General features: G+C 67.1%; 18 protein-coding genes and 1 pseudogene. 18 read left to right on the forward strand and 1 reads right to left on the reverse strand.

Going from position 1 to position 11,350, the window contains the following annotated elements; all coding sequences use genetic code 11:
• The 15 genes and pseudogenes from VM780_RS02450 to VM780_RS02520 all read left to right on the forward strand — a co-directional run bounded on the left by VM780_RS02450 (position 1) and on the right by VM780_RS02520 (position 7,895).
• Positions 1-564, forward strand: a complete 564-nt coding sequence (locus VM780_RS02450; RefSeq protein WP_325444762.1) for a GcrA family cell cycle regulator — start codon at positions 1-3, stop codon at positions 562-564.
• Positions 561-1,361 carry a hypothetical protein gene (locus VM780_RS02455; RefSeq protein ID WP_325444764.1) on the forward strand — a complete coding sequence of 267 codons (801 nt, stop codon included), beginning with the start codon at positions 561-563 and terminating at the stop codon, positions 1,359-1,361. The genes VM780_RS02450 and VM780_RS02455 overlap by 4 nt, the downstream gene beginning before the upstream one ends.
• Positions 1,358-1,552 (forward strand): hypothetical protein, encoded by a 195-nt coding sequence (locus VM780_RS02460; protein WP_325444766.1) that lies wholly within the window; start codon positions 1,358-1,360, stop codon positions 1,550-1,552. The genes VM780_RS02455 and VM780_RS02460 overlap by 4 nt, the downstream gene beginning before the upstream one ends.
• Before the next feature lie 65 nt (positions 1,553-1,617).
• The gene (locus VM780_RS02465; RefSeq protein ID WP_414652766.1) at positions 1,618-1,821 is read left to right on the forward strand and encodes a hypothetical protein; all 204 of its coding nucleotides are present in this window, start codon (positions 1,618-1,620) and stop codon (positions 1,819-1,821) included.
• On the forward strand, positions 1,818-2,996 hold the full coding sequence (locus tag VM780_RS02470; protein ID WP_325444768.1) for a site-specific DNA-methyltransferase: 1,179 nt from the start codon (positions 1,818-1,820) through the stop codon (positions 2,994-2,996). Before VM780_RS02465 ends, VM780_RS02470 begins: the two co-directional genes overlap by 4 nt.
• A 64-nt stretch (positions 2,997-3,060) precedes the next feature.
• A pseudogene (locus VM780_RS02475) lies at positions 3,061-3,306 on the forward strand (DUF2312 domain-containing protein); the annotation flags it as partial.
• A 247-nt stretch (positions 3,307-3,553) separates the two neighbouring features.
• Positions 3,554-4,018, forward strand: coding sequence for a RusA family crossover junction endodeoxyribonuclease (locus VM780_RS02480; RefSeq protein ID WP_325444770.1), 465 nt, complete (start codon positions 3,554-3,556; stop codon positions 4,016-4,018).
• Positions 4,015-4,656: a hypothetical protein gene (locus VM780_RS02485; RefSeq protein ID WP_325444772.1), complete on the forward strand. Its 642-nt coding sequence runs from the start codon at positions 4,015-4,017 to the stop codon at positions 4,654-4,656. The genes VM780_RS02480 and VM780_RS02485 overlap by 4 nt, the downstream gene beginning before the upstream one ends.
• The gene (locus VM780_RS02490; RefSeq protein ID WP_325444774.1) at positions 4,653-4,892 is read left to right on the forward strand and encodes a hypothetical protein; all 240 of its coding nucleotides are present in this window, start codon (positions 4,653-4,655) and stop codon (positions 4,890-4,892) included. Before VM780_RS02485 ends, VM780_RS02490 begins: the two co-directional genes overlap by 4 nt.
• Positions 4,889-5,374 (forward strand): hypothetical protein, encoded by a 486-nt coding sequence (locus VM780_RS02495; RefSeq protein ID WP_325444776.1) that lies wholly within the window; start codon positions 4,889-4,891, stop codon positions 5,372-5,374. Before VM780_RS02490 ends, VM780_RS02495 begins: the two co-directional genes overlap by 4 nt.
• A 2-nt stretch (positions 5,375-5,376) precedes the next feature.
• Positions 5,377-5,598 carry a hypothetical protein gene (locus tag VM780_RS02500; protein ID WP_325444778.1) on the forward strand — a complete coding sequence of 74 codons (222 nt, stop codon included), beginning with the start codon at positions 5,377-5,379 and terminating at the stop codon, positions 5,596-5,598.
• On the forward strand, positions 5,595-6,398 hold the full coding sequence (locus VM780_RS02505; RefSeq protein ID WP_325444780.1) for a hypothetical protein: 804 nt from the start codon (positions 5,595-5,597) through the stop codon (positions 6,396-6,398). Before VM780_RS02500 ends, VM780_RS02505 begins: the two co-directional genes overlap by 4 nt.
• 7 nt (positions 6,399-6,405) lie before the next feature.
• On the forward strand, positions 6,406-6,951 hold the full coding sequence (locus tag VM780_RS02510) for a hypothetical protein (RefSeq protein ID WP_325444782.1): 546 nt from the start codon (positions 6,406-6,408) through the stop codon (positions 6,949-6,951).
• A gap of 3 nt (positions 6,952-6,954) precedes the next feature.
• The gene (locus VM780_RS02515) at positions 6,955-7,365 is read left to right on the forward strand and encodes a hypothetical protein (RefSeq protein WP_325444784.1); all 411 of its coding nucleotides are present in this window, start codon (positions 6,955-6,957) and stop codon (positions 7,363-7,365) included.
• Entirely contained in the window at positions 7,362-7,895 is a 534-nt protein-coding gene (locus VM780_RS02520) for a hypothetical protein (RefSeq protein WP_325444786.1), read from the forward strand. The genes VM780_RS02515 and VM780_RS02520 overlap by 4 nt, the downstream gene beginning before the upstream one ends.
• Before the next feature lie 67 nt (positions 7,896-7,962).
• Here the strand turns inward: VM780_RS02520 and VM780_RS02525 are convergent, their stop codons facing one another.
• A complete protein-coding gene (locus VM780_RS02525) occupies positions 7,963-8,223 on the reverse strand; it encodes a hypothetical protein (RefSeq protein ID WP_325444787.1) in 261 nt (86 codons plus the stop codon).
• Between the two features lie 184 nt (positions 8,224-8,407).
• Between VM780_RS02525 and VM780_RS02530 the strand changes: the two genes are divergently transcribed.
• The 3 genes from VM780_RS02530 to VM780_RS02540 all read left to right on the forward strand — a co-directional run.
• The gene (locus VM780_RS02530) at positions 8,408-8,839 is read left to right on the forward strand and encodes a hypothetical protein (RefSeq protein ID WP_325444789.1); all 432 of its coding nucleotides are present in this window, start codon (positions 8,408-8,410) and stop codon (positions 8,837-8,839) included.
• Positions 8,840-9,296: 457 nt separating this feature from the next.
• A complete protein-coding gene (locus VM780_RS02535; RefSeq protein ID WP_325444791.1) occupies positions 9,297-9,869 on the forward strand; it encodes a terminase small subunit in 573 nt (190 codons plus the stop codon).
• A gap of 74 nt (positions 9,870-9,943) precedes the next feature.
• Positions 9,944-11,350: terminase large subunit (locus VM780_RS02540; RefSeq protein ID WP_325444793.1), on the forward strand; the 1,407-nt coding region annotated here is incomplete at its 3' end.

Below are 11,350 nucleotides of genomic sequence, written 5' to 3' on the forward strand. Positions count from 1 at the left end.
ATGAGAGTGCCGGACGAACGCCGCGAGATCATCCTGAACGCGTGGGCCGCCGGTTCTTCGGCGAGCGAGATCGCAGACGCCCTCGGCGGCACGACACGTAGCGCGGTGATCGGCATCGTGCACCGCGCGCGCGAAGCAGGTGATCCTCGCGCGGAACGTCTTCAGCGCGCCGCGAAGCCGAAGCGGGATTCAGCCGGCCGCAAGTTCGGCGGCGCGGCTGCGTCAGCCTTGGTCAAGCGCGCCATCTGGAAGCGCAAGGCTGCGCAGGCGGAGGCCACCGCTGCGCCGGCGCCAGCTGTCGCGGAGATCGCTGCGCCCGCGCTCGAGGAGCCTGCGCCGGTCCCTACCGACACCGCGGTGCTGTTCCTTGATGCGCGCGGCTGCCATTGCCGCTTTCCGCTCTGGGGCGGGCCCGTCCCGCCAATCGCGCAGGCGATGGTCTGCGGAGCCCCGTCCGTTGGCGTCGGTTCCTGGTGCGCGGCTCATCTCGAGGTCGTCTCCGCCAAGCCGACCGGCAGCCTCAGCAACCGCGCCATGCGCAGCGCAGCCGCGAGGGCAGCATGAGCGGGCTCGAGCGAACGGTGAAACCTTTCGCTGCGCAGCCTGCGGCGCGGCGCGAGTGGACCACGCGCGAGGTGCGATACCTCCGCGAGCATTACGCGGCCGACGGCGCGGAAGCTGTGTCAGACGCGCTCGGCCGCTCGCTGAGCTCTGTCTATCAGCACGCGCGGAAGCTCGACCTTCACCGCCCGCGGGAGATCGCCTCAAGCGCGTTCCAGCCGCGCTGGACTTCGAGCGAGCAGATCGACGCCGTGATCCGGCGCGCCTTCACCGGAGACGCCACCAAGGGCTTCGTGGAGCGCTGCGCGCGAGCGGTCGGACGGCCGCGCTGGTGGGTTTCGAAGCGCGCCGCCGCGCTCGGCCTTGTCGCTCCGCGCTTCAAGGAACTGCCTTGGTCGCAGACGGAGACCGAGCTCCTCATTGCGCACGCGAAGAAGTCGAACAGCACCATCCAGGCGATCCTTCATCGTCACGGCTTCAAGCGCACGCTGACCGCCATCGGAATCCGGCTGAAGCGCTCCGGGATCGATCGCACCGACGAAAACCGGATGACAGGCCGGGGCCTCGCCGAGGTCATGGGCGTCGACGGCAAGACGGTCTCCCGCTGGATCGAAAAGGGCATGCTGCACGCGGAGCGCCGCGGCACTGAGCGCGTGGAAGCGCAGGGCGGCGATCAGTGGTGGATCCGCCGCCGCGACGTGCGTCGGTTCATCGTTGAAAACGTCGCCGCCGTCGATCTTCGGAAGGTTGAGAAGCACTGGTTCGTCGATCTGCTTGCCGAGCGGAGCCGCGAGCCATGAGCACCCTCATCGCCGCTCAGGAAGCCCTCGGCCGCATCCGCGGCATGGCCCAGGCCCGCCCCGACGATCAGCGCCTCTACGTCGCCGAGCTCGAGCAAGAGAACCGGATGCTCCGCGAGGAGAACCGGCAGCTTCGGGCGGAGAAGTTCGCGATCGCCCGCGCGCTGCGCTCCCGCCGGAGGGCGGCATGAGCGCGTGCCCGCATTGCGGGAAGCCGCTGCCGGCGGCGGCGCCTCCGCGCGTCGGGCTCACTCCGATGCAAACCAAGCTCTTCGACTTCATCGTCGCCTACGTCGAGACACACGACTTCGCGCCGACGTTTGAAGAGATGGCGGACCATCTGGGTATCGCCTCAAAGAACGGCGTGCACCGCCTGGTCACAGGCCTTGAGGAGCGCGGCCGCATCCGCCGGCTGCGTCACCGAGCCCGCGCGATCGAGATCGTGGGGCAGGGCGGATGAGCGGTCCTGCGGCCTTTCTCAACGGCCGGGTGACGCTTCACGCGGGCGACTGCCGCGCGATCGTGCGGGAACTGCGTGATGCATCGATCGACAGCGTCGTGAGCGATCCGCCCTATGCGCTTGTCTCCATCGTCAGGCGCTTCGGCGGTGCCAGCGCAGCTCCGGCGCGAGATGGCGATGTCTATGCGCGCTCGTCTGCCGGCTTCATGGGGCAGCGCTGGGACACCGGCGAAGTCGCCTTCGACTCCGCGTTCTGGGAGGACATCCTGCGCGTCCTCAAGCCGGGCGGCCACGTCATCGCGATGGCGGGCACGCGCACCTATCACCGGCTCGCCTGTGCGATTGAGGATGCGGGCTTCGAGATCCGCGACCAGATCGCGTGGTGCTACGGGACCGGATTTCCGAAGAGCCACAACGCGGGGGGCGGGTGGGGAACTGCGCTCAAGCCCGCATGGGAGCCGATCGTCCTCGCGCGCAAGCCGCTGATCGGGGCCGTCGCAGAGAACGTGCTCGCGCACGGGACCGGGGCGATCAACGTCGACGGGTGCCGGGTTGAAGGCAGCGATAACACGACCAAAGCATGGCGCGGCGCGGGGACGAGAGATCGTGAGCAGTACCGCAAAGGGACGAGCGGCAAGCCGGTTCACACGGACGTCGGCCGCTGGCCCGCGAACATCGTCCACGACGGCTCTGACGAGGTGCTGGCGGCGTTCCCAGAGGCTCCGGGCCAGCAGCGCGCCGTTACCGGCGCCGAGCGCGCCAAGCGCACGGTCAACGCCTATGGAGATTTCGGCGAGAGCCGCGACGGCATGGAGCCGCGCGGCGACTCCGGCTCTGCCGCCCGCTTCTTCTATTCGGCCAAGGCCGACGCAGACGACCGCCTCGGGTCCAAGCACCCGACCGTGAAGCCAGTCAGCCTCATGCAGTGGCTCTGCCGGCTCGTTACGCCCACGGGCGGGGTGGTGCTTGATCCGTTCGCTGGTACCGGCACGACTGGCGAGGCGGCATGGCGAGAGGGCTTCTCCGCCATCCTAATCGAGCGAGAGGCTGAGTATCAGGCCGACATCGCCCGCCGCATGTCTCTGTGTTCAGCCGGCCCCGCAACGCGCCGCGCCGAAAGCGCGAAGGCCCGGGCTCGGGAAGTCGCGTCCCCTCTCTTCGACCATCTCAATTAGGAGAGCCTCCCATGGCACGCCGTCCGCGTGGAAAGAAGAACTCGCCCGAAGCCGGGTCCGCGCGATGAGCGAGCTCGGGCACAACGGCGTCGCCGCCGAGGAGCTGAAGCAGTTCGTCGAGCGCATCGAACGCCTCGAGGAGGAGAAGAAGGGCATCTCCGACGACATCAAGGAGGTGTTCGCCGAGCTCAAGGGCCGCGGCTTCGATCCGAAGATCGTCCGCAAGGTGCTCGCTATCCGCAAGCAGGACGCTGCCGAGCGGCAGGAGCAGGAGGCCATCCTCGAGCTCTACATGGATGCGTTGGGCATGCTGGCGACTACGCCGCTTGGGCAGGCGGCGATTGAGCGTGAGACGCGCCGCGCGCCGGCTCAGTCTGAACTCAAGAAGGCGGTCGAAGGTCTGGGCACGCCTGTCGAGCCGACGGAGGAAGAGCGCGGAAAGGGCGTTGTCGCCGCCTTCGAGAAGGGCGGCACGCGCATGACGATCGCGACCGAGATGCCTCCGATCCCGGACTTTCTCGATCGCCGCAAGGCCGTGGCGGACGCCTGAGCACGCCATGTCCAGCGCCGCCGCCATCAGCTTCACGATCCCCGGCCTTCCTGTCGCTTGGGCGCGAGCGGGCCGCGGCGGCGGCGTGACCTTCACGCCCGCCAAGCAGCGCAGCTTCATGGCCGACTGCCGCACCATCGCGGCGGCCGCCATGAAGGGCCGCGCGCCTCTCTCCGGTCCGATCGAGATGAGCGTCGTGTTCGCCTATCCGTGGCCCGCCTCCTGGTCCGCGAAGAAGCGCGCGGCGCCCGGCGCGGAATGGAAGGTCTCCCGGCCCGACGGGTCGAACCTCCGCAAGCTGATCGAGGACGCGATCAACGGCGTCGTCTATGGCGACGATGCGCAGATCGCCTCCGGCCATGACTGGAAGCGCTTCGAGGATTCGGCCGAGACGCGGGTTCAGATCCGCTCCCTGGCCGAGGCGCCGGCTGAGATAGCCGCCGACCGCGTGTTCGCGGGAGCCGCGGAATGACCGCAGCGATCTTCCTCTGCGACCTCACCGGCAACATGGCGCGCCCTTGGGCCGAGGCCGGATACGACTGCTGGTGCGTCGACGTCCAGCACTCGATCCGGCGCGATCGTCAGGAGGGCCGCATCCGCTTCGTCTGGGGTGATGTCCGCTCCTGGTGTCCGCCCGCGGGGCTCGACATCGCGTTTGTTGCGGCTTTTCCGCCTTGCACGCATGTGTCTGGGTCCGGAGCTCGGGACTGGCGCCGCAAGGGTCATGGGCTGCTCGTGGACAGCCTAGAGCTGTTCACCGCTTGCGAGGTGGCGGCGTCATGGTCCGGTGCCCCGTACTGCATCGAGAACCCCGTGGGCGCGCTTTCGAGCCACATGGGCCAGCCGACGCACTGGTTTGAGCCGTGGCACTTCGCGCAGCTCGCGGATGACCCTGCCGCCGAGGCTTACACGAAGAAGACCGCGCTCTGGACCGGAAACGGCTTCGTCATGCCGGATCGGAGGCCCGTAGAGCCGACGCTCGGCAGCAAGATGCACCTGATGCCGCCCTCCGATGACAGGGCGAATCTCCGCAGCGCGACGCCCACAGGGTTCGCCCGGGCGGTCTTCATGGCCAACGCGCCGCATCTGAAGGCAAGGGCCGCAGCATGACCGAGCCCGCTCCCCTTCACCCCGTCACCGCAGCCCAGATCGAAAGCGCCCGCCGCAAGGTCGAGCCGCAGGAGATGATCGACGTCATCCGCGATCAGGCCTGGCGCATCAATGGCAATGAGAAGGCCCGTGTGGCGCTCGGGCACAAGCCAGACCCCGCCGAGATCCGCCGCATGGTCGTCTTCGACGCCGTGGCGGATCGGATCGAGCGCGGCATGCAGGGAGCCGGCCGATGAGCGCGCTTGTCCGCTATGCCGGCTATGACCGATCCGAGATCGGCTTCGGCTACAGCCGCGATCTGAGGAGCTACTACCGCGAGCTCGAGCGCCAGCTTCGGCCGCAGCGCTCGATCAAGGCCGCCGCGAAGCCTGAGAGGCCGCCAGAGCCCGTCGCCTTCCTTCCCGCGACGATCTCCCCCGCAAAGGCGCCACCCAACTGGTGGTCGCTCCCTGAGCTTCGGATCGAGCTGCCCGGCGACGGCTGGCGCCGCGTGCTGCGCGAGACCTGCAAGAAATACGGGGTCGCCGAGGCCAGCGTGCTCGCGCGCGGCAAGCGCGGCGGACAGATCGTGCTCGCCCGCCAGGAGTTCTTCTGGCGCCTCGTGAACGAGATCGGCCTGAGCTACGCGGAAGCCGGCCGGCGCGTCGGACGGGACCACACCTCGATCCGCTACGGCGCCCTCAACCATCAAGCTCGCATCGATCGAGGGGAGGCCTGAGCATGGCTGACGCAACGCCTGATCAGATCGAGGCCGCGTGGAATGATTACTGCGCCGAGGCGGAGAAGACGAAGGGGCGCTGCACCCTAGGCGACGCGGGAGCGGCTTCGCTCGCATGGATGCGCTTCATGCGGCTGTTCTGCACGCCGGAGCAGCGGGCATTCCTGGCGTCGAAGGGCGCACCGTCGATGTTCCGCCTCGATCGCGGGGAGGGGAACGATTGACCGAGCGCTCCGTCTTCGCCGTCGACCGCGGCGTCTTCACCGACCCGGACTTCGCCGATGAGCCATTCACGGAGCGTGAAGCGTGGCTCTGGCTGATCTCGGATGCGTCGTTCAAGGCCGGCCGTCGCAGGGGCTCATCCGGGGTTGTCGAACTCAATAGGGGCGAATTCAGCCACTCCGTCCGCTTCATGGCCGAGGCGTGGAAGTGGTCGAAGAGCCGCGTGGACAGGTTTTTGGACCGCCTCGAAAAACGGGACATGATCCGGGACACTTCGCGGGACAGCCAGAAAGTCTATTTGATAAAGAATTACAACAGGTTCCAAGTTGTAGCGGCTCCCAAGCGGGACAGCGAAGGGGACGCTCTGCGGGACGACAGCGGGACACCTGCGGGACAGACTAGAAACTGGGAAACTGGGAAAGAAGATACCAAGGCTGACGCCTTGGACGCTGGCGCGTCGACGAGCCCCGGTCTCTTCGCGGAAGAACCTGCCTACGCCAACGATCGCGACCGGCTCTGGGGCGAGGGGAAAACCGCGCTCGCAGCCTGGGGCGTGCAGCCCAAGCCTGCCGGCCAGATGATCGGGAAATGGCTCCGAGACAGCGGCGACGACCCGCCGAAGGTGCTCGCTGCGATCCGGCGCGCCGAACAGCAGCGCACCGAAGACCCCATCCCGTTCGTCACCCGCATCCTGCAAGCCGATCGGAGTCGTCCAAATGGCGGCAGCCCCCGTGAAGATCGACGCTCAACGTCAGCCATCGAACGTCGTCTCACAGACCTCGATGCTGGACGTTTTGGCTGAGAGGATCTTGGGCGAAGGCGGCTTCCGTGAGCTGCTCGACGAACAAGATGCCCGCGCCCTGATCGCGGCCAACCCGACCGATGAGCCTAGGTGCTCCGCTCGCTACGCCTTCGAGCGGGCGAAGCTCTTGCTCGGATGCTATCCGCGGAACCAGGCAGATGACCCCGACACCTACGCGACCGCCGTCGCAGCGGTGCTTGGCGATTATCCCGAGCGCGTCGTCAAGCGCGTGACCGACCCCCGCATCGGCGTAGCGCGCAGCGTGAAGTTCCTGCCGTCGATCGCGGAAATCTCCGACGTCTGCGAGCGGGAGGCGAAGAAGGGCGGCGACGTGCGCCGGATGGCCGAACGCCACCTCAAGGCGCGCCTTCAGCCGCGCTACCGCGAGGCGCTGGAGGACATGCTTGGGCATCCTGTCGGCCGCGCGACTTTCTCCGACGACGCGGACAAGGCCGAGCGCGCGGCGCGCATCATCAAGGCCGGCGTCAAAGGCGTCGATCCCCGGCTTGTGGACGCCGCACCGGCCTCTCCCGAAGGCAGGAAAGCGGGATGACCCGTGGCGAAGATCGACGTCCTCTGCAGCCAGCTCGGGATCAGGATTGTTCCGCGGTCGCGGCGCTGCCGCCCGCGCGAGACCCGCGCGCGGCGGGCGCTCACCAAGCTCGTGGCGAACCAGGGCGAGGGGCACGTCATCTTCGTCCTGCGCACCATCGTCCAGAGCACGGAGAACCGAGCATCGCTGTGGTCGGAGACCATCATGGCGGTGTCGGACATCGTGCGGCTGCGGCCGGACTTGGCGAACCGCGGAGGGGCATTCATGGAAGCCTTTGACCGGATCGCGCTGGAGGACGTGCGGGCGCGGGCCCGCGCCATGGGAATCGGCCCGAAGCGCCAGGTGATGCGGGTGCTGATCACGGACCGGCTTGAGGCGGAGCTGGATCCGCCGACGCAAGGGAGGCTGCTATGACCGACTGGACGCCGGCGATCGCCTTCGCGAGGCTCGTGGAGGCCGCGGACATCGAATGGCGCATGCCGCGCGCCCGGCTTGGGCCGCAGGCGGCGCCGGGCTTCTGGCCGAGCTACGTCCACTCCTACGCCGACATGGCGCAGTGGGGCACGAAGCGGCTGGAGGAGGAGCGCGTCATGCGGTCGAAGCGCCTGCACCCGTCGGCGGCGGAAATCTCGCGCTGGGAGGAGGTGACGTTCGACTGGATGAAGCGGATGATGCCGGAAGGCGACCGGACGCTGTTCCGCGGCTACGTCAAATGCATCCTCAACGGGGACACCTTCGGGGATTGGTGCGACCGGCGCGGCCTCAGCCGTAGCACCGCCTACAACCGAATTAAGACGGGGCGTGAGCGACTTGCCGCGACGCTCTGTAGGAACAACGTTTTCCTACACATGCCCGACATGGATCGAGTTGGACAACTTCTCGGTCTCAAGGGTATGAAATCGCTAGGCTTGGAAGAGCCTCGCGCGGCGCTGATCGCAGCCTGAGCGGGGGTCTCTCTCCCGACGCTGGAGGCAGCCATGTAACCCGCGCGGCCTAGATAGCTCGCCGCTCTCAGCTGAGGGCGTGCCAGACCCTCAGCTCGAACTTGTCTGGATCCGGGTCTTCTATCCGCTCAGGATTCACGACGCTGACCTCGATCAGATCACCACGACGCTTCTCAAGCTCAATCTCTTTGGCCCAATCGAGCAGCGACGTTTCGTCCGGCCGCTCTGAGAGGCTGATGGAGTAGGCGTAGCTGCTGGTGTTCGGAACCTTCAAGTAGACCCGGAGCCAGCGGTATCCGCTCTTGGATGCTTGCCCAACCGTCTGCATGACGTCCTCCCTATAGGCTGGATTGTAGCATGGGCATCGCCGAGCTGATCGTCGCCCTCTGCCTTCAGGCGGAGCCCGGCGCTTGCCGCATCGTACACCGACAGCAGCCCGCTCCGATCTCCGGCTGCGCCATCATCGAAGAGCCCGAAGAGCTCACCCCGCCGCCGGGATATTACCTCGCACGGTGGACCTGCAGGTGGCGGGGGTGAAGACGCTCGCGATCAGCGAGACAACGATCGAGCTTCACGACGACGGCCTCACCGTCACCGTGCTGCCAGACGGCTCCCGCGTGGAGGCGCGGCCGCAGGGCAATCCGACCTACGCCGCGCGTGCCGCGGCGCTGGGCTACGGCGCCGACGTCGCTCGCATGTCCCGCGAACACGAGATCGGGCACAGCCTGTTGGCCGAATGGCTCGGCCTACCCGAGAGCCCCACGCTACGAGGCGTCGCCTCCGGCGCTCACTGGCCGCACTGGCCCGAAGAGGAAGCCGCGGTGCTGGCGCTCGCCGCCTTCTCCAACGCGGCCGGCGTCAGCCTCGAGGATGTGGCGCGCGACCGGAGACCGTACACCGAGGATCTGGACCATCCGACCATCGCCGAGCCCGATGACGTCTGAGCCATGGTCCTGAAGACGATCCAGCCCCGGCTCCGCGCCGTGGACACTCGGACGGTGAAGCCGCCTCCCAAGGCCCCCGACGCAGAACTGCTGACCCCCGAGCACCGAACTTGGGCCGAGGATGTCAAGCGTCGGGCAGGCTACCGCTGCGAGTGGATCGAGAGCGGAGAGCGCTGCGCCAAGGCCGCTCCCGCGCATCGGATGTTCGCGGACCATGTCGCGGAGCGACGCGACGGTGGCTCCCGCCTGGACCCGAGGAACGGTCGTTGTCTTTGCGGATCACACCATAGCCTGAAGACGGCGGCTGAGAGGGCGAAGAGAAGGTCGGGCAGCTGACCCGTAAGGTTCGATGTGGCCCATCCTGAAGGGGTGGGGGGGTCGAAGTTTGGAGCCCTAGGGGCCGGCACCGCATCGGGTCACATCTGCAGAATTTTGCTACCAAACAGGTTGGTGTTGGATGTCTGATCTGACGAAGCGTCAGGCGCTCTTTGTTCGCGAGTATCTGGTGGACCTCAGCGCAGAGCAGGCTGCGCGACGGGCTGGATACAGTCCTAGGTCTGCGAAGGTCGAAGGCTACCGCTTGCTACGGCATCCGGGTGTTGCTGCGGCTATCGCTCGAGAACGCAAGCAGCTTGCGGTGAGGACGGGAGTGACACCGGAGCGCGTACTCACCGAACTCGCGAAGCTCGGCTTCTCCGACATCCGCAAAGCGGTTCGCTGGCGCGGGGTCGTGACGGAGATCGGCGAGAACGAGGACGGCGAGACGGAACTCCGCGTGGCGAATGAGGTGGTGCTCGTCGACAGCGATAAGATCGACGACGACACCGCAGCGGCCATCACCGAGATCTCGCAGACAAAGGATGGCGCGCTGAAGGTGAAGCTCGTCGATAAGCGCCAGGCGCTGGTCGACATCGGCCGGCACCTCGGGATGTTCAAATCCGGCGCTGCCCCGTCGGATGAATCCGGCGACGAAGCTCCCAAGCCGCAGAAGTCGAGCGGCGATGACGCATGGGACGGCCTTCTGCAGTGACATGGTCCTGCGCCTGCCCGGATTGGCAAGATCGGGTACGGAGAGGCGCGTCGCTGGTCCCGAACCTGCCTCTGGTGAGGTCGGAGGCTGATCGCGGGGTCGCAATCTTCAACCGGCTGAAGCTGCCTGACGTCGCCGGCAAGCCTGCCATGGAGACGGCGGCCGGCGAATGGATGCGCGACCTGGTGGCCGCGCTGTTCGGCTCCTACGACCCGGAGGCCAAGGTCCGTCACCTGCGCGAGTTCTTCGTGCTGGTCCCGAAGAAGAATTCGAAGACGACGGGCGGCGCCGCCATCATGGTCACGGCCATGCTGGTCAACCGGCGGCCGCGCGCGGAGTTCCTGATTGTCGCTCCTACGCAGGAGGTTGCCGAACTGGCGTTCCGCCAGGCGGTAGGGATGATCGAGGCGGATCCGGTCCTCTCGCTCAAGTTCCATATTCAGGAGCATCTGAAGAAGATCACCTATCGCCCGACGGGCGCCTTCCTGAAGGTGAAGTCCTTCGACCCGAAGATCGTGGTCGGGACGAAGCCGACAGGAGTGCTGCTGGACGAGCTCCACGTCATTGCGGAGCAGAAAGATGCGGACCGCGTCATAGGCCAGCTTCGCGGCGGCATGATCTCGCAGCCCGAAGCGTTCTTCCTCACGATCACCACGCAGTCCGAGCGGCCGCCGTCCGGCGTGTTCCGAGCGGAGCTCCAGAAGGCGAGGGCGGTTCGAAACGGTGAACTCAAGACCGCGCCGCTTCTGCCCGTGCTCTACGAGATGCCTCCGGACGTCGATTGGCGAGAGCCGGCGAACTGGCGGATGGTCACGCCGAACGCCGGCAAGTCGATCACCGTCGAGAGGCTGATCCCCGACTTTGAAGCTGCGGAGCAAGCGGGGGAGCAGGAGCTACGCCGCTGGGCGACGCAGCACCTTAATGTCGAGATTGGGCTGGCTCTGCGATCCGATCGATGGGCCGGCGCCGAGTTCTGGCCCCGCCGCGTTGACGAGAAGCTGAAGGCGCTCGAGGATCTGCTGGAGCGATGTGACGTCGCGACGGTCGGGATCGACGGCGGCGGGCTCGACGACTTGTTCGGGCTCTGCGTGCTTGGCCGGGAGAAGGTCACCAAGCGGTGGCTGGTCTGGTCCCACGCCTGGTGCCACTTGGGTGTTCTCGACCGGCGGAAATCGATCGCTGCGCGGCTCCGTGACTTTCAGGCGGCCGGCGAGCTGACGATCGTCGACGACGAACTCGGAGACATCGAGGCGATCGTCGGCGTCATCGAGCAGGTGAAGGATAGCGGCCTTCTGGCGAAGGTCGGCGTCGATCCTGCCGGGCTCGGCGAGTTCATCGACGCTCTCGCGGACATCGACGTCACGCAGGAGAACAGTCTCCTGGTCGGTGTGCCGCAGGGCTACGGCATGATGAACGCCATCAAGACGGCCGAGCGGAAGCTCGCCAACGGCACGCTCGTACACGCGGAATCCGGACTGATG

Source organism: Hansschlegelia sp. (assembly GCF_035538955.1).
In the GTDB taxonomy this organism is placed as follows: Bacteria; Pseudomonadota; Alphaproteobacteria; order Rhizobiales; family Methylopilaceae; genus Methylopila.

What these genes read in the sequence shown, in the direction of transcription:
- VM780_RS02500 (WP_325444778.1), top strand. Translation starts at nt 5,377, where the DNA reads ATGGCTGACGCAACGCCTGATCAGATCGAGGCCGCGTGGAATGATTAC.
- VM780_RS02495 (WP_325444776.1), top strand. Translation starts at nt 4,889, where the DNA reads ATGAGCGCGCTTGTCCGCTATGCCGGCTATGACCGATCCGAGATCGGC.
- VM780_RS02535 (WP_325444791.1), top strand. Translation starts at nt 9,297, where the DNA reads ATGTCTGATCTGACGAAGCGTCAGGCGCTCTTTGTTCGCGAGTATCTG.
- VM780_RS02485 (WP_325444772.1), top strand. Translation starts at nt 4,015, where the DNA reads ATGACCGCAGCGATCTTCCTCTGCGACCTCACCGGCAACATGGCGCGC.
- VM780_RS02525 (WP_325444787.1), bottom strand. Translation starts at nt 8,223, where the DNA reads ATGCAGACGGTTGGGCAAGCATCCAAGAGCGGATACCGCTGGCTCCGG.
- VM780_RS02480 (WP_325444770.1), top strand. Translation starts at nt 3,554, where the DNA reads ATGTCCAGCGCCGCCGCCATCAGCTTCACGATCCCCGGCCTTCCTGTC.
- VM780_RS02490 (WP_325444774.1), top strand. Translation starts at nt 4,653, where the DNA reads ATGACCGAGCCCGCTCCCCTTCACCCCGTCACCGCAGCCCAGATCGAA.
- VM780_RS02470 (WP_325444768.1), top strand. Translation starts at nt 1,818, where the DNA reads ATGAGCGGTCCTGCGGCCTTTCTCAACGGCCGGGTGACGCTTCACGCG.
- VM780_RS02460 (WP_325444766.1), top strand. Translation starts at nt 1,358, where the DNA reads ATGAGCACCCTCATCGCCGCTCAGGAAGCCCTCGGCCGCATCCGCGGC.
- VM780_RS02455 (WP_325444764.1), top strand. Translation starts at nt 561, where the DNA reads ATGAGCGGGCTCGAGCGAACGGTGAAACCTTTCGCTGCGCAGCCTGCG.
- VM780_RS02465 (WP_414652766.1), top strand. Translation starts at nt 1,618, where the DNA reads ATGCAAACCAAGCTCTTCGACTTCATCGTCGCCTACGTCGAGACACAC.
- VM780_RS02520 (WP_325444786.1), top strand. Translation starts at nt 7,362, where the DNA reads ATGACCGACTGGACGCCGGCGATCGCCTTCGCGAGGCTCGTGGAGGCC.
- VM780_RS02450 (WP_325444762.1), top strand. Translation starts at nt 1, where the DNA reads ATGAGAGTGCCGGACGAACGCCGCGAGATCATCCTGAACGCGTGGGCC.